This is a genomic window from Alkalibacillus silvisoli (assembly GCF_039521975.1).
GTDB classification, from domain to species: domain Bacteria; phylum Bacillota; class Bacilli; order Bacillales; family Alkalibacillaceae; genus Alkalibacillus; species Alkalibacillus silvisoli.
Map to the genome: position 1 here is coordinate 15,287 of NZ_BAAACZ010000009.1, position 18,983 is coordinate 34,269.

Annotated in this window: 16 protein-coding genes and 1 other annotated feature; of the genes, 9 read left to right on the forward strand and 7 right to left on the reverse strand. The window is 36.5% G+C overall.

Annotation, left to right across the window (positions count from 1 at the left end; translation table 11 throughout):
* The first annotated feature begins 19 nt into the window (after positions 1-19).
* Complete coding sequence (locus tag ABDZ63_RS04275; protein ID WP_343782008.1) at positions 20-1,129, forward strand: nicotinate phosphoribosyltransferase; 1,110 nt, start codon at positions 20-22, stop codon at positions 1,127-1,129.
* Positions 1,130-2,226: 1,097 nt separating this feature from the next.
* On the forward strand, positions 2,227-3,522 hold the full coding sequence (gene murC / locus ABDZ63_RS04280) for a UDP-N-acetylmuramate--L-alanine ligase (RefSeq protein ID WP_343782009.1): 1,296 nt from the start codon (positions 2,227-2,229) through the stop codon (positions 3,520-3,522).
* 89 nt (positions 3,523-3,611) lie between these two features.
* Here murC and ABDZ63_RS04285 read toward each other — a convergent pair whose 3' ends face one another.
* Positions 3,612-4,727, reverse strand: a complete 1,116-nt coding sequence (locus tag ABDZ63_RS04285) for an aminopeptidase (protein WP_343782012.1) — start codon at positions 4,725-4,727, stop codon at positions 3,612-3,614.
* Between the two features lie 146 nt (positions 4,728-4,873).
* Between ABDZ63_RS04285 and ABDZ63_RS04290 the strand changes: the two genes are divergently transcribed.
* The 3 genes from ABDZ63_RS04290 (at position 4,874) to ytxJ (ending at position 6,143) form a co-directional block, all read left to right on the forward strand.
* Entirely contained in the window at positions 4,874-5,290 is a 417-nt protein-coding gene (locus ABDZ63_RS04290; RefSeq protein WP_343782013.1) for a DUF948 domain-containing protein, read from the forward strand.
* A 24-nt stretch (positions 5,291-5,314) separates the two neighbouring features.
* The gene (locus tag ABDZ63_RS04295; protein WP_343782014.1) at positions 5,315-5,707 is read left to right on the forward strand and encodes a YtxH domain-containing protein; all 393 of its coding nucleotides are present in this window, start codon (positions 5,315-5,317) and stop codon (positions 5,705-5,707) included.
* Positions 5,708-5,822: 115 nt separating this feature from the next.
* Positions 5,823-6,143 carry a bacillithiol system redox-active protein YtxJ gene (gene ytxJ, locus ABDZ63_RS04300; protein WP_343782015.1) on the forward strand — a complete coding sequence of 107 codons (321 nt, stop codon included), beginning with the start codon at positions 5,823-5,825 and terminating at the stop codon, positions 6,141-6,143.
* A gap of 37 nt (positions 6,144-6,180) precedes the next feature.
* Here the strand turns inward: ytxJ and mntR are convergent, their stop codons facing one another.
* Both mntR and ABDZ63_RS04310 read right to left on the reverse strand, forming a co-directional pair.
* On the reverse strand, positions 6,181-6,606 hold the full coding sequence (mntR, locus tag ABDZ63_RS04305) for a transcriptional regulator MntR (protein ID WP_343782016.1): 426 nt from the start codon (positions 6,604-6,606) through the stop codon (positions 6,181-6,183).
* Positions 6,607-6,703: 97 nt separating this feature from the next.
* The gene (locus tag ABDZ63_RS04310) at positions 6,704-8,857 is read right to left on the reverse strand and encodes a cell division protein FtsA (protein WP_343782017.1); all 2,154 of its coding nucleotides are present in this window, start codon (positions 8,855-8,857) and stop codon (positions 6,704-6,706) included.
* Between the two features lie 187 nt (positions 8,858-9,044).
* Here ABDZ63_RS04310 and ABDZ63_RS04315 point away from each other — a divergent pair, with 187 nt between their 5' ends.
* From ABDZ63_RS04315 to motS, 4 genes are all read left to right on the forward strand, one after another.
* Complete coding sequence (locus ABDZ63_RS04315; protein WP_343782018.1) at positions 9,045-10,124, forward strand: bifunctional 3-deoxy-7-phosphoheptulonate synthase/chorismate mutase; 1,080 nt, start codon at positions 9,045-9,047, stop codon at positions 10,122-10,124.
* A gap of 131 nt (positions 10,125-10,255) precedes the next feature.
* Positions 10,256-11,251: a catabolite control protein A gene (ccpA, locus tag ABDZ63_RS04320; protein ID WP_343782019.1), complete on the forward strand. Its 996-nt coding sequence runs from the start codon at positions 10,256-10,258 to the stop codon at positions 11,249-11,251.
* 53 nt (positions 11,252-11,304) lie between these two features.
* Positions 11,305-12,123, forward strand: coding sequence for a flagellar motor protein MotP (gene motP / locus ABDZ63_RS04325; RefSeq protein WP_343782021.1), 819 nt, complete (start codon positions 11,305-11,307; stop codon positions 12,121-12,123).
* Complete coding sequence (motS, locus tag ABDZ63_RS04330) at positions 12,113-12,874, forward strand: flagellar motor protein MotS (RefSeq protein WP_343782022.1); 762 nt, start codon at positions 12,113-12,115, stop codon at positions 12,872-12,874. The genes motP and motS overlap by 11 nt, the downstream gene beginning before the upstream one ends.
* Positions 12,875-13,056: 182 nt before the next feature.
* Here motS and ABDZ63_RS04335 read toward each other — a convergent pair whose 3' ends face one another.
* The 4 genes from ABDZ63_RS04335 to ABDZ63_RS04350 form a co-directional block, all read right to left on the reverse strand.
* Complete coding sequence (locus ABDZ63_RS04335) at positions 13,057-14,229, reverse strand: acetoin utilization protein AcuC (protein WP_343782023.1); 1,173 nt, start codon at positions 14,227-14,229, stop codon at positions 13,057-13,059.
* The gene (locus ABDZ63_RS04340) at positions 14,226-14,873 is read right to left on the reverse strand and encodes an acetoin utilization AcuB family protein (protein ID WP_343782025.1); all 648 of its coding nucleotides are present in this window, start codon (positions 14,871-14,873) and stop codon (positions 14,226-14,228) included. Before ABDZ63_RS04340 ends, ABDZ63_RS04335 begins: the two co-directional genes overlap by 4 nt.
* A gap of 13 nt (positions 14,874-14,886) precedes the next feature.
* Positions 14,887-15,525, reverse strand: a complete 639-nt coding sequence (locus ABDZ63_RS04345; RefSeq protein WP_343782026.1) for a GNAT family N-acetyltransferase — start codon at positions 15,523-15,525, stop codon at positions 14,887-14,889.
* A 106-nt stretch (positions 15,526-15,631) separates the two neighbouring features.
* Positions 15,632-18,607, reverse strand: a complete 2,976-nt coding sequence (locus ABDZ63_RS04350) for a transglycosylase domain-containing protein (protein WP_343782028.1) — start codon at positions 18,605-18,607, stop codon at positions 15,632-15,634.
* Between the two features lie 132 nt (positions 18,608-18,739).
* Positions 18,740-18,942: a binding site (T-box leader), on the forward strand.
* Positions 18,943-18,983: the final 41 nt, after the last annotated feature.

The following is an 18,983-nucleotide window of genomic DNA, read 5'->3' on the forward strand; positions in this document are numbered from 1 at the left end:
AGTGGATGAGGGGTCTACGATGAAAGAATTCGAATTAAAACAACAAGGTAAAATAAAGCGTTTAACGAACGAAACCTTTAAGTTCGATGAAAGAATTAAAGAAGGTTGGTTTTCTGCTGTATATTTTTTAAAGACAAAGAAAATAGTTGAAGACCACTTAGCTGATAATGTGGTGACGATGCAATTTTTCCAGAAAAAAAATGCTGTATTGTGTGGTGCAGATGAAGCGATTGCTTTACTTCATACTTTTGCTGACAATCCACAAGATTTAGAGATTTATTCTTTGCAAGATGGGGATAAGGTAAGCCCGTATGAATCTGTTTTAACTGTAACAGGTCGTTATCAAGACTTTGGGTTTTTAGAAGGAATTATTGATGGTATTTTAGGAAGAAGAACTTCAGTAGCAACTAACGTATATGAAGTCGTTAATGCAGCGGGTTCTGGTGGCATACAGAAGCCTGTCATCTTTATGGGAGATCGTGATGATCACTATACACAACAATCTGGAGATGGGTATGCAGCTTATATAGGTGGTTCAACAGCTCAAGCAACCCATGCGATGAATGAGTGGTGGGGGAAACAAGGAATGGGTACGATGCCCCATGCGCTTGTTCAAATGTTTAAAGGGGATATTGTCAAAGCTACTCATGCGTATAGAGATTCATTTCCTAACGATGATTTAATCGCATTAGTCGATTACAACAATGATATCGTTACAGATTCATTAAAGGTAGCGCGTGAGTTTAAAGATGAACTAAAGGGTGTGAGAGTCGATACATCGAAAAATATGGTCGACAAGTATTTCTTTAGAAATCAGCATTTAATGGGTTCTTTTGACCCTAGAGGTGTCAATCCGCAATTGTTATTCGCATTGCGTAAGGCATTAAATGATGAAGGCTTTAATCACGTTAAAATTATGGCAAGTGGTGGTTTTACAGAAGAAAAGATTCGACGTTTCGAGTCCTTACATGTACCAGTCGATATGTATGGGGTAGGTAGTAACTTACTGAAAATGAGGACTGGATTTACAGGTGACAATGTTTTGTTAAATGAAAAACATGAAGCTAAACAAGGTCGAAAGTTTTCACCGAACCCACGCTTAGAAAAAGTAGAATATACTGGCGATTGATTGTCTTAAGACAGTCAATCGTTTTTTTGGCTCTACAATATTTGTTGGGGGAGAGACACAATTCAGAGTGAGGTTTTGGATGGCGGCCGTTGGCGTCAGGCGTTCCGCTTACGGTGGATGCTTGCCGCGGGCACGGCTCGAGCCTCCTCGGCCGAAAAGCGTGGCCTACGGGGTCTCGAGACGCGTGCTGTTCCCGTGACGACCCGGACGGTCTAATGTCGACGTTGGCCACAGGACGTGGCCGACTTTAGTCGACCAGGCGTCACCACCTCCGCTCCTCACCTGAGGTCAACTCGGTGGAATAACCATAAAAAAAGCACGCAACTCCTTTTGTTTTATACCACTAAAACAAAAGGAGTTGCGTGCATATGCCATGACATTACCCGGGTTGGAAAACTTACATGTGATCGATACAAGAGAAGAGAAAGACCATTTTCATTTTTATGTCGAACGCCCACGTGAGATGTTATCATGCCTTGTTTGTCAAACCTAAACGGAAGTCTCTGAGATCCCACAGGCAGTGTTTTCCTGCCGAGAGATGCACCTTTAGTCTGGCTAGTAACGCTCCGAAGTAGGCTTCCTCGGTGCAAAACACTAAGATGTTTAGAGCCGTGCCCCGGCAAAGAAAACACTGCGACAAATGACCGTAGGGAAGTTTGAGCAGATGTTGCACTTGTGCCCTGTGGGTGAAAGAGTCCACCGAAAGCGAATCACAATAACAACAACGAACTATAACAGAGCGTTGGTTTAAAGCGCTTTGATCGAATGCGCCGAAAGGTCTTATGGCATCTTATGGCATCAAAAGTATAAACATGTACAACGACAAATGGCATAAATAAGGAATGCTTTTAGATGAGTCCCCCAACATTAGACTTAGAACCGCTTTAAATAAAAAAGTTTTAAAAAAGGGTTTAATCGTAAATAATAATAAAAATGATTTAATTAGTCGTTAATGTAATTAAAAAGTAATATAGATGTAATAACATTCCTATAAGTCCATACTGGATAATCTTAAGAATTCTGCTATAATGAAAAAAGCAATTTCATAAATTGAACATATAATATAAACAGAATGAAGACAAACGGGGGTTCGATTCATGTCGACTTACCATTTTATTGGAATAAAGGGAACAGGGATGAGTGCTTTAGCACAAATTTTGCATGAGTCTGGGCATGTAGTTCAGGGCTCTGATATTGAGAAGCACTTTTTTACTGAAGAAGCACTGAGGCAAGAAGGCATTCCTATTTTACCTTTTCAAGTGGATAATATTCAAAAAGACCAAGTAGTTATAGCAGGAAACGCTTTTAGTGATGACCATGAAGAAATTGTACGTGCAAAAGAAATAGGGGTACCATTGTATCGATATCATGAGTTTTTAGGTGATTACTTAAAACAATACACGAGTATTGCTGTAACAGGCGCACATGGTAAAACGTCTACAACTGGATTATTAGCACATACGTTAAGTGAAAATGTACCAACATCATACTTAATTGGAGACGGAACTGGCCGGGGACGTTCTGATAGTCAATATTTTGCATTTGAAGCATGTGAATACAGACGCCACTTTTTGGCATATGAATCGGATTATTGCATAATGACGAATGTAGACTTTGATCATCCCGATTATTTTAAGGATATCAATGACGTGTTTGATGCTTTTCAAGAAATGGCGATGAAAGTTAAACGAGGCATTATTGCATGTGGTGACGATGAAATGCTTCAACAAATTCAAGCTAAAGTGCCTGTAGTTTATTACGGATTCTCTGAGGAGAATGACTTTCAAGCTAAAAATATTCAAGAATCTGAAGAAGGTACAACATTTGATGTATTTGTGAGGGGAACTTATTTCGATACTTTCCAAATCCCGACATATGGTAATCATAGTGTGTTAAATGCACTAAGTGTGATTGCATTGTGTGATTACGAAAAGTTTTCTTCTGAGGATATTAAGAAGATCTATACGTTTGAAGGGGTTAAACGGAGGTTTACGGAAACGAAATGGAAAGATGGGCAGATTATTATTGACGATTATGCTCATCACCCAATTGAAATTGATGCGACAATTGATTCAGCTCGTAAAAAGTACCCGAATAAGAATGTTGTTGCTGTTTTTCAGCCTCATACTTATACGAGAACACGGAAGTTTTTAGATGAGTTTGCAGAAAGCTTATCTAAAGCTGATTATGTTTATTTGTGTGATATTTTTGGTTCAGCGCGAGAGAAAGATGGACACTTATCCATTAACGATTTACAACAGAAAGTAGAAGGCTCAGAGCTATTACCAGAAAATAAAACAGAAATCTTACAGAACCATAAAGATAGTGTGATTTTATTTATGGGTGCTGGAGATATTCAAAAGTATCAAGAAGCTTTTAAATCGTTAGCTTAAAGTGAAATAGGGCTGTTTTAGTAGTCATAAAAACTAACTAAAATACAGCCCTTTTAATTTAAATTATAAAGTATTGGCGAATAAAGACTTTAGGATTTCAATTGATCAGCGTTTAGCCCTTCTAGTTCTGGGACGACGAAACGGCCGTCTTTACGAATTAATTCGCCATCAAAGTACATCTCGCCTCCACCATAATCCTCACGTTGGATATTAACCATATCCCAATGAATTGAAGAATCATTTCCGTTATAAGCATTTTCATATGCTTGCCCTGGCGTGAAATGGAAGCTACCATCAATTTTCTCATCAAATAGAATATCTTTCATTGGATGTTTAATGTAAGGGTTAATTCCAATTGCAAACTCTCCAATATAACGCGCGCCTTCATCTGTATCAAATACTTCTTGAATTCTCTCTGGATCATTTGCTTGTGCATCCACAATCTTTCCGTTTTCAAACGTTAATTTGACATTTTCATAGGTGAATCCTTGATAAGGTGAAGGGGTATTGTAAGTAATGGTACCATTAACAGATTCACGTACAGGCGCAGTATAAACTTCGCCATCTGGAATATTCATTTCACCAGCACACTTAATGACAGGGATCTCTTTAATTGAGAAGGTTAAATCAGTTCCAGGTCCAGTAATTTTAACCTCATCTGTTTCCTTCATTTTCTTAACTAGAGCATCCATAGCTTTGTTCATTCTTTCATAATCTAGTGTACATACGTTAAAATAGAAATCTTCAAATGCTTCTGTACTCATTTCTGCTAACTGAGCCATTGATTCATTAGGATAGCGGAGTACACACCATTTTGTTTTGGGAACACGGATTTGACGGTGCACATTCATAATAGTTTGACCGAATAGTTTGTTTTTCTCACTAGGCACATCAGATAACTCATTTATGTTATCACCCGAGCGAATCGCTATGTAAGCATCCATGTCTTCCATTACAGTTTTTTCATAATGTTCCCAGGATTTTAGCTGTGTTTCATTAGCACCTTTTAATAGAGTACGCATAATTTTAGGGTCTTTTAATTCAACGAAAGGATGTCCACCAGCTTCGTATGCTTTTTCAACAATAGCTGATACTAATTCTCGCTTAAGACCTGTATTTTCAATTAGAAGCTTTTCCCCTTTTTGAAGTTTAACTGAATAATTAACTAGTAAGTCTGCTAATTTATTAATTCTTGGATCACGCATTTTATTCCTCCTCTATTTATACAGTGGCATATATCTTATGTTACCATTATACTGAAATAAGGAGTTAAATTCACTAATTAGTTTGACAAGAATAAAATCGGGGTATAGATTTATTATAAGTAAGAAGCGGAAGGAGATGAATGTAGTTGAATCTATTACATATTGCCGCACTGATTGCTGCGGTTGCTTTTGCAGTAGGATTTATTATTTTAGTTGTTTATATTTCAGGCACATTAAAATCAGTCAGACGAACCTTAGATCATGTAGCTAATACAGTTGAGGGTTTTGAAAGTCAAATGGAAGGTGTAACAAAAGAAACTGAATTATTATTGAATAAAACGAATCGATTAGCTGAAGATATTACAGGAAAAACCGAGAAGATGGATGTTTTATTTGATGGTATTAAAGGAATAGGATATACTGTAACCCAATTTAATGACTCGTTACAAAAGTTATCAGACGAATTAAATGAACAAGCTAATGAACATGCTGCTCAAACTTCTCAAACGATTAAGTGGGGAGAGGCTGCTATTCATTTGTGGAAAAAATATAAGGAAAAGTAAAATAGGGATTAAGGAGGAATTGAAATGAGTGAAGAAAAACAAAAGACAGAAGAAAACATTAATAGTAAAGACTTTATGATCGGTACATTAATTGGTGGTATTGTCGGAGCTTCAGTTGCCTTACTATTTGCTCCTAAATCGGGTAAGGAATTACGTCATGATATTAACACAGGTGCTCAACAAGTAAGAGAACGTGCTGATGAGTGGAAAGAAGTAGCTTATGAGAAAGGAACTGAGTTTTCTGATCGATTCAAAGATACTAAAGAACAATTACAAGATAAGGTTAATGATTTGAAACATCAGGCACTTAGTGAAGGTGAAGATGTTGCTCAAGATATTGCCGATGCAATAGAAGAAGCTACAGAAGAGTTAGAACGTCAAGAAGCTGATGAATTATATGAACGTTCTCAACAATAATTAGAGCGCTTTATTTTTATAAATCAAGTAGATTAACTTAAGGGTTGTTAGTTGACAAACTAGCGACCCTTTTATACTTTTAACATATGATCCATAGAATGAGGAGGCACTATAAATGTCAGTAAAACAAATTACAGCACAAGATGAATTAAAGTCAATTCTAGAACAAGATGAGGCATTACTGCTTAAGCATAGTTTAACTTGCCCAATTAGTGGTGATGCGAAAACCCAATTTGAGAAATTCACTAGTCAAACCGATTTACCCGCTTATATTATCCATATTCAAGAAAATCGTGATTTATCAAACCTAGTAGCCGACCATTTTGACATTAAACATGAATCACCACAAGCCTTTTATATTAAAAATGGTGAAGTTAAGTTCCATGCTTCTCATTTTGATATTACAACTAAAAAACTAGAAGAAGTCACACAGTAAACTAATCCCCCAATAAGATTTCTTATTGGGGGATTGGCTATTTTTTATTACTGTTTCGTTTTTGAATGTCTTGTAATGTTTTAAGTCGGTCTGGGTCTTCTTGGAAGTACTCAACAAGGTCACCAATTCGAAAGATGCTATCCCAACTTAAATGATGCTCAATTCCTTCTACTTCTTCATAAATACTATGTTCTTCAGTACCGATAATTTCAAGAAATTGCTCTAGTAGTTCGTGTCGATACACTAAACGCTTTCCGATTTTAGTTCCTTTATCAGTTAGGACTAATCCTCGGTATTTTTCATAGTGTAGATAGTCGCTTTCGTCTAATTTTTTAACCATTTTAGTTACTGAAGAGGGATGTACAGATAAGCGTTCTGCTATATCTGAAGCTCTTGCATAGCCTTTTTGGTCAATGAGTATGTATATTTGTTCAATATAATCTTCCATACTAGGAGTTGGCATAGTGTACCTCCAAAACAATTGTTCAATATATATTATTTTAGCAAATAATAGCCGATAGCAAAAGGTTTTTCACAAGATGCTATCGGCTAGAAAATGGTTATTCATTATGAGTAAAAGACTCGACCCATTCAATATATAATTGATCCCCATCAAAGATTGGCTCAGAAAAGCCTACTTGCTCGTTGTTTCGATAAAGCTTGAAACCCTTACCTTTCAGTTCAGACAGATCGATTTCAACAAATCGAAATAAATCCTGGAATATGAATTGTTCAGTTTGTTGCTCTTTAATCTCAACTAAGTCATCAGGATAAATGAATGAACCTTCATCAATCACTTGGTTATTACGTATAATCGTTAATTCGTTAGAAGTTAAGTCAATCGGTTGTTCATTGTAATAGACGGTTACCTTTGAATTAGACCTTAAATCGAAGCGGTTTAATAACTCAAGTGCTGATATAGAATCAGTTAGGGTAAAATTAATACGGTCATCGTCATGGACGATATCTGACATTGAAACGTCATGCCCATTGAGTTGTAGGGAAATCATCTTTTTTTCAACAAGTAGCGATTTTCCATTTAAAGTGATTTCAAAAGGTTTGTTCTTATTGAAAATATTTGGACTTACATATTTCTTTAATACATCCTCTACAGTAAGGTTGGACTTCCATTCGAGAGAATCACCATCATTGATATGTTCAAATGGCGTCCGATCAATTCCGTTAAGTGTAAGTTTGGGTGCAATGTGGATTGTTTCTTCATTTAGAATGACCGTTTGATTTTCTAGTGTTCCGATTATATCTTCTATGGTGTATTGATGTGTTTTACCATCTTCACCTTTAATGACGTTAATTTCATCCCCGTGAGAAATATAGTCTTGAATAGAAGCTAATTGACCATTTATTTCAATCTTAGGTGGTTGGCCAAAAGAGCCAGGTAAAGTGATTTGTTTAGTGTTAAAAGTAATAACTTGTCCGATACCTGGTTTGCCATATAATTTTTTTACATCTAAACCAGCTGCTAATAAACAATCACCAATGGTTAATTGTTTAACATCAAACAATCTAACCATCCGTCCGTTAACTGTAACGCTAATGTAGTGTACAGGACTTTTTTGAGCTGCTATAGCAATTCCAATTGGTGTCACAAACTCCGGACTACTCGGCAAGTGTTCTTGTCCTTTCAACCCTTTAATAGCATCGATTCCTCTAACAGCTACACGATTGTTTGGTAGTTGAAGTTTTTCTGCAATATGTTCAGTTAACTTAGGTGTTAAGCTTCCACCACCAACTAACATAACAGCTTGAGGTGCTTCTTTGTTTAGGGCAATGATTTGATGACAAATCTCTTTTGCCAGTGCTGAGGTGGCATCGTTTAAATCAGTCGTTACATGATCATAAGGCAATTCAGATTTAAAGCCTAAAATGTCCTCAATCTCCATAACACTTTCTTCTACTAATTGCCTTTTTGCTTCTTCAGCTTGGTGAAAATCGAGTAAATATTGCTGACTTATGGCTTCTGTAATTTCATCACCAGCTTTTGATACCATTCCATAAGCTACTACGGTCCCTTCTTTGGTGATTGCAATATCACTCGTTCCTGCTCCGATATCTATTAAAGCGACATTTAACTTTCTCATTGATTGTGGAATTAGAACTTGAATGGCAGCGATCGGTTCAAGGGTTAAGGCTTCCATTTCAAGATTGGCCCTATGTAAAGCTGATATAAGTGATTCAACAACCACTTTTGGTAGGAAAGTGGCAATAATGTCTACAGTTGCCTCATCTCCTTGTTGATCGATCAAAGAGCCAATTTCATGGTCATCCAAGTAGTAATGTAATACTGAATAACCAACACAATAATATTGTGTACTAGAAGTTTCTTGTTCTTTTTCTGCTAATTGATATTGTGCTTGTTGAACGGCAGTTAACTCCATGTGAAAAATATCGTCATGGGTCATTAAAGGTTGCTCTGAAATGTTAATTTTAATGGTACTTTTTTTAGTTTTTAAAGCACGGCCTGCTGCTGCAACACAGACTTTTGTTAGTGGCCCGTGTTTGGACTCTAATAGGTCTTTAACCTCTTTAATGACATCTGATACAGCCATTATGTTATGTATTTGGCCATCAACCATAGACCGCTCTTTATGTTCTCTTGTAACCATATCAATTACACGGTAAACTTCATCTTCTTTATGTAATATAATTCCGACGACACTTCGAGTTCCAATATCTAATGCAAATAATTTATTCATAACTGTCACCTCAATTTAGATATCATAGGAGCGACTTAATGACAAGACCATAGTGGTTCGATATAATATTTATAGATGAGCTACATTAAAGGATTAAATTTAGCGAAATATGTATAAAAATAAAACTTAATTAAGGATAATGTACCATAAATAGGTGGCAATATAAACAAATTTGGAGGTTTGTATAATGAGTAATCATTTAGATCAATTACGAGATGAGTTAGATCAAGTTAATATAAAGATTCTAGATTTAATTAATGAACGCGGACGTTTAGTTAAAGAAATTGGTGATATAAAAAAATCACAAGGTATGAAAGCATATGATCCAGTTAGAGAAAGGGAAATGTTAGATCATATTATTGACCAGCACCAAGGACCTTTTGAGTATGCAACTGTCAAGCACATATTTAAAGAGATTTTCAAAGCTGCTAAGGAGTTGCAAGAAGGTGATTACCGTGAAACATTACTCGTTTCAAGAAAGAAAAAGCCGTCTGATACAATCATATCTGTCGGAGATATTTCTGTAGGAAATGGTGAAAATCAGTTTATTATGGGACCATGCTCGGTAGAATCACAAGAACAAGTAAATACAGTGGCTAAAGCGGTTAAGCAGCAAGGTGTAAATATATTAAGAGGGGGTGCTTTCAAACCACGTACATCTCCTTATGATTTCCAAGGATTAGGCGAAGAAGGATTAAAGATGTTGCGTCATGCAGGAGACCAATATGGATTAAAGGTAGTTAGTGAAATAACCAACCCGAAAGATATTGAACTGGGGACGAAACATTTAGACATCATTCAGATTGGTGCACGTAATATGCAAAACTTTGATTTATTAAAAGAAGCCGGTAAATCAAATAAACCTATCTTGTTAAAACGTGGCTTAGCTGCTACTATTAATGAGTTTATGAACGCAGCTGAATATGTCGTAACTCAAGGGAATAGTAACTTAATCTTATGCGAGAGAGGAATACGTACGTATGAAACGGCAACACGTAATACATTAGATATTACGGCTGTTCCTATTTTAAAACAGGAAACCCATCTACCAGTTATGGTTGATGTTACACACTCTACAGGTCGAAGGGACTTATTATTACCAGCTGCAAAAGCAGCTATTGCTGTAGGGGCTGACGGAATTATGGCAGAGGTGCATCCAGACCCTGCAGTTGCTTTGTCAGATTCCCAACAACAGATGGATATACCAACATTTGAACACTTTATGGAGCAATTAAAACAACCTCATGCTGTGGTTAATAATGGATAAATGTCGTGATGCCTATTGCGACACATAAAAAAAAGGCTTATGCTTACAATATTAAAAATAAGTGTTCTGTAAGTGATTCAGGACTTTAACAGAGCGGATAAATTAAGCAGTGTATAAGGAGTCGTTAAATCATGGGCGTAACAATCTACGATGTAGCTAAAAAAGCAAATGTTTCAATGGCAACTGTTTCGCGTGTCATTAATGGAAATACAAATGTCAAGCCAACGACTAGACAAAAAGTAATAGATGCGATTAATGAATTAGGTTTTAGACCAAATGCCGTTGCACGAGGCTTAGCGAGTCGAAAAACGACATCAGTTGGGGTCATTATCCCAGATATATCAAACCTTTTCTTCGCAGAACTGGCACGAGGGATTGAAGACATCGCTTCAATGTATAAGTACCATATAATTTTAAGTAGTTCGGACCAACAAAAAACTAAAGAACTTGATTTGTTAGATAACATGCTAGAAAAACAAGTCGATGGTGTGATCTTCATGGGTTCATCTGTAACTGATGAGCATATTGAAGCGTTTGATCGAGCGAATGTTCCAGTTATACTGGCGGCAACGGTGGATGAGTCACAGTCACTGCCTTCAGTTAATATTGATTATTACCAAGCGATGAAAGAAGCGGTAGAATCTATCAGTGATGATACCACAAGTGGAATTGGCTTTGTGACATCACCATTAAACGCGAAAATTAATGATATGAAAAAACAAGGTTACATAGACGCACTTAAAGAGCGTAGCTTACCATTTAATGAAGAATCCATTTTTGATGGGGATGATAGTTATAATTCAGGAATAGAAGCGGCCAATCAGTTTCTTAGTCTATCTCAACCACCAAAAGCGATTATAGCTTCTTCTGACGAAATGGCATTAGGTGTCATTCACGGAGCACAAGATAATGGTGTTAAGATCCCAGAAGAGCTAAACGTCATTGGGTTTGACAATACAAGACTAGCCAATATGGTAAGGCCAACATTAACTAGTGTGTTGCAACCAATGTATGATATAGGTGCTGTTTCAATGAGATTATTAACAAAATTATTGCAAGGTGAAGATATAGAACAAGAGCAAATTACATTACCTCATCGAATTGTTGAAAGGGACTCAACAAAATAAGAAATATGTCGATATTAATAGTAGACAGGTTAATAGAAATAGGGTGAGAGGTAATGAAAAAAAGAGACTTATTAACACCGGTAGGGATAGCCCTAGGTGCTACGATGATTTTGTTGGGGATTTTCTTTAATGATGGGATCTCAGGGGTCAGTTCATTTGTTCAGGTTAGTTCATTTATTGTCGTAATAGGTGGTTTATTAGGTGCTTTATTAGTAAACTTTAATTTAAGCGAAATGAAATTTTGTTTAAAAGTTTTTAAAGAAGCCTTTAAAGATGATGATTATAATTTGAGGGAATTAATTCAGTTATTTATATCCTTATCAGAAAAAGCTAGACGTGAAGGATTATTAGCATTAGAAAATGAATTAGATGAATTAGATGATGAATTCATTAAAAAAGGTGTCTACTTAGCAATTGATGGTATTGAACCTGAGGTAATTAACGACATTATGAATGCTGAAATTGCTGCAATGGAAGAACGCCATAATAGAGGTAGGAGCATTATTGAGAAAGCTGGTGAATATGCGCCTGCTTGGGGAATGATCGGTACATTAATTGGTTTAATCTTAATGTTAAATCATTTAGATGACCCAGGTACAATTGGTCCGAGTATGGCTGTTGCATTATTAACAACTTTTTATGGAATGGTTTTAGCAAACTTAGTATTCTTACCTATTGCAGGTAAACTAGTATCTAGGACAGAAGAAGAAGTGTTCATGAAACAAGTAATAGTTGAGGGCGTGATTGGAGTTCAATCCGGTCAGAATCCTAAAATACTAGAAGAAAAGTTAAGTGCATTTCTATCAGGTGAAGAATTAAAAGAGAAGAAACAGGAGGAGCTTGTTGTAGAGGAGAGTCAAAATGAAGTCTAAAAGAAGAGGTCAGCCTAAACGTAGTGCTCCAATTTGGATGGTTACATACTCTGACATGGTGACACTAATTTTAGTATTCTTTATCCTGCTATTCTCAATGTCACAGATTGATGCTGTTAAATTTAATGCAGTAGCTGAATCTTATCGACAAAATGTTATCTTTGATTTTATGCCTTCAGCAATCCCTTTAGAAGATCCAACAGATTATGAAGAAGATGATGAAGGTGATTTACCTGATGAAGACGAAGATTTTACTGAAGATCCAGAGATCACTGAAGCAGAAGACGAAGAAAATTTAGAAGAATTGTATGAAGAAATACAAGATTACTTGGATGATCATAACTTAAATGACGTGATTACAGCAAGTCAAACTGACCGTGGAGTCGTATTAGTTTTACAAGAACGGGTGCTTTTTAATTCTGGTGAAGCAGAATTAATTGACGACTTTTTACCGTTTTTAGATAAAGTCGCTATTCTATTAGATAACATTCCTAATGATGTTGAAGTTGAAGGTCATACTGATGATGTTCCAATTGATACTTATCGTTATCCTTCAAACTGGGAACTTTCAACAGCTAGGGCGAGTAGTGTTATTCGCTATTTTGTTGATGAACAGAGCCTAGATGCGACTCGTTTTCAAGCTACCGGTTTTGCAGAGTTTAAGCCAGTATCGGAAAATGCTACAGAAGAAGGCTTACAGAGAAATCGGCGTGTAGAAATGATTATTTTAGAATTAAGTCAAAGCAATTGATCTACTCAATTATTGGGTAAATGAAAGATGACCTCGGTTTATTCTGAGGTCATCTTTTTAGGCTCTACAATAATTGTTTAGGTAGCGGCACAATTTAGAGATAAAACCTTCTTGCCTAATGGCTATTTTTATACCTTAGGCTAAGGAGAGGTTTCATGATTAAGGCCATGAATCCAACATATTCACATCATATATTTTTGCTCATTACGTATAGGTTGCAACAGCTTATTGACAAGAATTTTGTTTTTTTCTGTAATTTCTTCTTTTCTTGGGATTGGCTTATAAATGTCAGAACGGTCGTGCCATGTTGTTGGTAATGTCACTGGACTTTCTTCGTGCCATTTATTAACCCAATTTTTAGGTAATTCGCCGGAAAAAGGTGCTCCACCCTGACTAGCTATTGCCCAAATTTGTGCCCAAGCTCTTGGTACGACACGCCAAATATCATACCCGCCACCTCCTAATGCGACCCATTTACCGTTACAATAGTCATTTGCGATTTTATGAGCCAACCGTGGAATTTCCTCATAGATTTCCATTGTACAACAAAGGTGAGAAAGTGGATCAAAGACATGAGCGTCAGCACCATTTTGGGTAACTATAATATCAGGTTTAAAATATGCCGCTATTGTTTCTAAAGTTTCCTTATAAACTTCTATGAACGATTCATTTTCTGTAAATGCATCTATTGGAATATTAAATGAAGTGCCATAACCTTCATTATGACCTCGTTCATTAACGTTTCCCGTACCAGGAAATAAGTATCTTCCAGTTTCATGAATGGATAAAGTACAAACATTAGGATCATCGTAAAAGATCCATTGAACCCCATCTCCATGGTGAGCATCAGTATCAACATACAGTACTTTATAATTATATTGTTGACGAATATATTTGATCGCAATAGCAGCATCATTGTAAATACAAAAACCAGAGGCTTTACGCCTAAACCCATGGTGTAGTCCACCACCAAAATTAAGTGCGTGCTTAAAATCACCATTTAGAACAGAGTCTACAGCAGTCAATGTCCCTCCTACCAGTTGTGCAGCTGCATCGTGCATATGGTCAAAGATTGGTGTATCTTCAGTACCAATTCCAAACTCAAGCCCTTCTTCCTCAGGTAATTCATTGACACTTGCTCTTTTAACTGCATCAACATATGCTTTGTCATGGACTAATTTAATTTCTTCGTCTGTTGCTTTTCGGGGGGCAAGAATTTGATCATCATTTAGTGCATTCATAGATTTTAGTAAATCAAACGTTAGTTCAACGCGTTTTTGATTGAATGGGTGGTCATCACGAAATTTATACTTCTTGAAGTCTTCTGTATAAACAAATGTTGCTTGATTCATCATTTAGATAACCCCGGTATATTTGGCCAAATAACCTCATAGCCGTGCTGCTTAAGTTCATCAATTAACGGCATTGGGTTCATAGTCTGAATTCTTAATACGATAATTTTTTCGTGATAACTGTCTTGATAAGGATATATGAATACAGAAGATATGTTGGTATTGCGATCACTAATAACTTTAGTGACATGAGGCAATATTCCAACTTTATTTGGAACTTTAACTTCAATTTGAGAGCTTTGTTCATGAATACCGGTCAGTTGTATTAGTCGATACAATAAGTCTTTTTCTGTAACCATTCCAATCAGTTGATTATTTTTTGTTACTGGAACACAAGCGATTTCATGTTCATAAAATATAGTTGCAATATCTTCAATAAAATCTAATGGATGAACTGTAATAACGGGTGTTGTCATAATAGATGAGATTTCATGTAGTAAGATTTGTTGGTTATGTGTTTCTTCTAAGATTGATGGTGCAGCGTCTCTTATGTCACGATCAGACAATATACCAATGACTTGATTGTTTTCACTCACAACAGGAATGTGTCTAATTTTGTGTTTGTTAAGTAATTCTAATGCTTCTTCAATACTATTAGTAGGATTTAGTGTAATAACGGACTCTGACATAATTTCTTCTACTAACATGTGAACACCTCTCTTAGAACCATTGATTATTTCTTCCCATGAATCGTAAAGAATCAAATGTTTCAACAGACGACTCAGGGACATGTTTACCGATTCGAACAAGTAAGCAATTAGCCGGATGAGAGATAATCTCCGGATCATCAGTGGACATCGGTATTAAATCCCCTTTGCCCATCATTTTTTCCATTACTTTTCGATATTCCCATACATTAAGGCCAGTTGATTTCATATCCCAATGCCAATAATATTCAGTTGTAATAATGATATAATTTTCCATTTGTGAATCTTTCATAGCTACTTGTAAAATGGAAGAGCCAATTTTTAGACCTCGGTAATCATTAGATACTTCAATAGCACCAAGTTCGATTAAATCGTCCATTTTAATTTCTGACCATCTTTCTAATGGGTCAGGGTGTAAAAATGTAGCATAACCCACAATCTTCTCACCATCACGTGCGATAATGACTCGACCTTCTTCAAAGTCAGCAATTGATTTTACTGCTTCGTACTGCTTTTTAGGAGGTCGGAATGCTGTTAAGCCATCATCAAAATAATAATCTTCTAATTGCATTGATGGTATAGGCCCTTCTACAATTACTTTCTTTTCCTCTTTGTAAATGGTTTTTTGATGATATGTTTTTGGATGTTTCAATGGGACACCACCTAAAAATCATATATAGGTCTATTATAACATGTAAGCACATTGCACTTATATAAAAATTAGCCACTGATTTAATAATCAGTGGCTAAAAATCTTATTATGAGTCATCATTATTTTCTTCATCTTCGTCTTCATCACTGTCATTATCATCGTTCTCATCATCATTACGATCGTCATTGTTGTCGTTATTATTATCATCATTGTTGTCATTTCCATCTTGTTCTGAACTTGCTTCTTCATCTTCTTCGTCTTCCTCATCTTCACGGCTTTCTTCATCTTCTTCGTCTTCCTCATCTTCAATTGTACCGTAAACAACAGAATCAGAAGAACTTGATTCATGACCATATAAGCTAACGGCTACAACAGCATAAGCTCGGTCTTCTGATGGTAAATCATAGCTTGTTGTCGTTGTATGACCAATTTCTTCAAAGTCACCATCTTCTGAAGATGACGATAAAATACGATATCCAACTACTTGACCACCAGCTGAATCCCATTCCAAAGTGCCGCTAGAAATTGAAACGTTATTCGGTGAATTTGGATTTCCATCATCCTCAATGTCTTCACTATCACCAACAATCAGATCAGACCAATCACCACTACCTAATAAATTACTAATGTCAACTGGGTTGGACCATCCAGAACCAAGCTGATAAGATGTGCCCCAACCATGCTCGTTAATAAAGTCTTCTCTTAAAAAGAAACCTTCTTCAGTGAATTCATCAGGTGTTTCATCTACTGCTTCAAATGCTTCTCCATCGATTTGGACTGTACGCCCAGAAGTCATGCTATTATCTTCTTCTGAGGGTACATGGTCAATATTAAATAGGTCTGTTTGGACTAATCCAAGTTCCTCACACATCTCACTAGGTAAAGATCCTGATAAAGCACAGTAACTACGTGAGACAATACCACCAGGGCTAGAGAAACGTTCATCAGTTGCGATGAATTCTTGTTCAGCTTCTGTTGCGGCATTGACTAACTCCGACCAAAAACGTAGGTTATTTCGACTGTAATTACTTTGGTCTAACCTTAATACTGATCGGTCGACAACATGATCGTGAGCGTAGTATCCCATCCAAGTTCCCATCGTGACATTTGGATTCGATGCGACAAACCATGCATCTTCAAATTGATCTGAGGTTCCTGTCTTTCCAGCCCAATCAACTCCAGAATGATTAAGAATGCTATTAACATAAGTAGCTGTACCACTATTAATAACATCACGCATCATATCTAGCATTAAATATGACGTTTGAGCTGAGAATACTTCTTCACGGTCTGTTTCATGCTCATAAACAACCTCACCTTCACGATCGACGATTTTCTCAATCATATAAGGTTCTACATAATCACCTTCATTAGTGAATGTTGCATACGCAGCTACATTTTGTTCTACAGTTAAATAAGGTGAACCACCTAAGACATTAGATGGCACATTTTCACCATCTGAAATCCCCATACCTTCTAAAAATCTAGCAGGATTATCATCTTGTTGAATTATATTGATCATAAGCCTAGCAATCGGTACGTTATCTGAGTCTGCCAATGCTGAACGCGCATCAACTAAACCTCTTTGTTGCTGTGAAATAAAGTTTGATGGTGTCCATGGTGATGTATAACCATCATTATATTCAAATGGAATATCTAATAGAGGTGACCCAGGCTGAATGATCCCTAGCTCCATACCAACTGCATACCCAAACAATGGTTTCATTGTACTGCCTGGGGGCCGAGTGTTATATGTTGCGTTATTCACTTGTCTTCTGTCAAAGTCTCTACCACCAACGAAAGCTAAAATGGCACCAGTTTGGTTTTCCATTAATAAAGCGCCTGCTTCAACAGGGATTTCTTCTGTTTCAACCTCTTCAGTTTCTGGGTTTTCGATTTGAACGGTTACTGTTCGACCATAATGCTCAAATGAATCTTTCACATCCTGAAAGTTATCATAAATATCTTTATTAATGGTTGTATGAATTTCTAAACCACTATGTCTTAACTCGTGGCGTGCTAAATCTCGATAATGCTGTTGTGTTGCATCTACTTCTTGATACTCTTCTAAGTCTCCAGCTTCTTCAGCAAGTTGTTTTGCAATAATATCTCTTGCGCTCATTTCAACTTCATCTGCAACCCAAGGATACTCATCACGTATAGATTCTCTTTTATCTGTGAAGTCTTCAGTAATGTCATAAGCTAAGGCTTCTTCATATTCATCTTCTGTAACTTTACCTGCTGACAACATTCGATATAACACGGTTTCCATTCGATTTAAACCAGGCTCCAGTTCTTCATCAGGTTTAATCGAGCCGCCCGATGCATATGGTGTATAACCATAAGGACTTTGTGGTAAACCGGCGATATATGCAGCTTGAGGTAAGTTTAAATCACTCGCATCGACATCAAAAATACCTTGAGCTGCAGCTTGGATCCCTGCAATATTACGCCCTGTCGAATCACGCCCAAAAGGTACTACATTTAAATAGGCTTCCAATATTTCATTTTTATCAAAGAAGTTTTCCATTCTGAGTGCAATGAATATTTCTTCTGCTTTACGTTCAAATGACACTTCACTTGATAAGATTTGGTTTTTAACTAACTGCTGAGTCAGTGTACTACCACCTGTTTGAGTAGGAGAACCAGAGAATTCTTGATATAAGGCACGCATGATTGCTTTTGGTACAATTCCGTTATGTTCTTCAAAATACTCATCTTCAGTGGCAATTATAGCATCAATGAACATGTCAGAAACTTGCTCAGCGCTAATTTCTTCACGGTGGATATCCCCGCGAATTTCACCTAAGTATTCGTTATTAGCGAAGTAGACTTCTGATGTTTCTTCATAGTTATACACCATTTGCTCCATCTCATCAGCTTCACTAACCGGGATGTCTTTTACTAGAGAAGCGAAATAACCAACACCAAGTCCCCCAACAAAAAATGCTGAAACAATTCCGATTACAAGGAAAAATAGTGTAATATTCCACATGATATCAAGTGATACTCTTGTATATTTTGGGAATTTCCCATCTTGAAAAAACATGAGGAATTTATTATGAGATTTATTTTTACTCATTTTTAGAACCTCCTAAAATGTCGAATATATTATAGCATATCTTGTCGTTGAGTCATATCGTGAAAATTAGTTTAGAAGTTGCATTTTTTTAGAGAATATGCTAAAAATATATAACATAATTAAACATGAATATATAATGCAACGAATAGTTGAAGTAGGAGTATACCTCAATGCGACAGAGAGCTAGTGGTTGGTGTGAACTAGTGCAAGGTATAAGACGAATTACGGCTAGGAGCATTCTCTTTTATAGAGAACGGGTTATACCGTTAATTAATGAAGTGGTAGCAGGGTACTGTTGCAACTAGGGTGGTAACGCGAGTCCCCTCGTCCCTAAGTGGATGAGGGGATTTTTTTATGTTTAAATCAATTACAATTA

Bases quoted from the DNA above. Each gene is read 5' to 3' on its own strand.
- ABDZ63_RS04275 (WP_343782008.1), top strand. From the start codon at position 20: ATGAAAGAATTCGAATTAAAACAACAAGGTAAAATAAAGCGTTTAACG.
- murC (WP_343782009.1), top strand. From the start codon at position 2,227: ATGTCGACTTACCATTTTATTGGAATAAAGGGAACAGGGATGAGTGCT.
- ABDZ63_RS04285 (WP_343782012.1), bottom strand. From the start codon at position 4,727: ATGCGTGATCCAAGAATTAATAAATTAGCAGACTTACTAGTTAATTAT.
- ABDZ63_RS04295 (WP_343782014.1), top strand. From the start codon at position 5,315: ATGAGTGAAGAAAAACAAAAGACAGAAGAAAACATTAATAGTAAAGAC.
- ytxJ (WP_343782015.1), top strand. From the start codon at position 5,823: ATGTCAGTAAAACAAATTACAGCACAAGATGAATTAAAGTCAATTCTA.
- mntR (WP_343782016.1), bottom strand. From the start codon at position 6,606: ATGCCAACTCCTAGTATGGAAGATTATATTGAACAAATATACATACTC.
- ABDZ63_RS04310 (WP_343782017.1), bottom strand. From the start codon at position 8,857: ATGAATAAATTATTTGCATTAGATATTGGAACTCGAAGTGTCGTCGGA.
- ABDZ63_RS04315 (WP_343782018.1), top strand. From the start codon at position 9,045: ATGAGTAATCATTTAGATCAATTACGAGATGAGTTAGATCAAGTTAAT.
- ccpA (WP_343782019.1), top strand. From the start codon at position 10,256: ATGGGCGTAACAATCTACGATGTAGCTAAAAAAGCAAATGTTTCAATG.
- motP (WP_343782021.1), top strand. From the start codon at position 11,305: ATGAAAAAAAGAGACTTATTAACACCGGTAGGGATAGCCCTAGGTGCT.
- motS (WP_343782022.1), top strand. From the start codon at position 12,113: ATGAAGTCTAAAAGAAGAGGTCAGCCTAAACGTAGTGCTCCAATTTGG.
- ABDZ63_RS04335 (WP_343782023.1), bottom strand. From the start codon at position 14,229: ATGATGAATCAAGCAACATTTGTTTATACAGAAGACTTCAAGAAGTAT.
- ABDZ63_RS04340 (WP_343782025.1), bottom strand. From the start codon at position 14,873: ATGTTAGTAGAAGAAATTATGTCAGAGTCCGTTATTACACTAAATCCT.
- ABDZ63_RS04350 (WP_343782028.1), bottom strand. From the start codon at position 18,607: ATGAGTAAAAATAAATCTCATAATAAATTCCTCATGTTTTTTCAAGAT.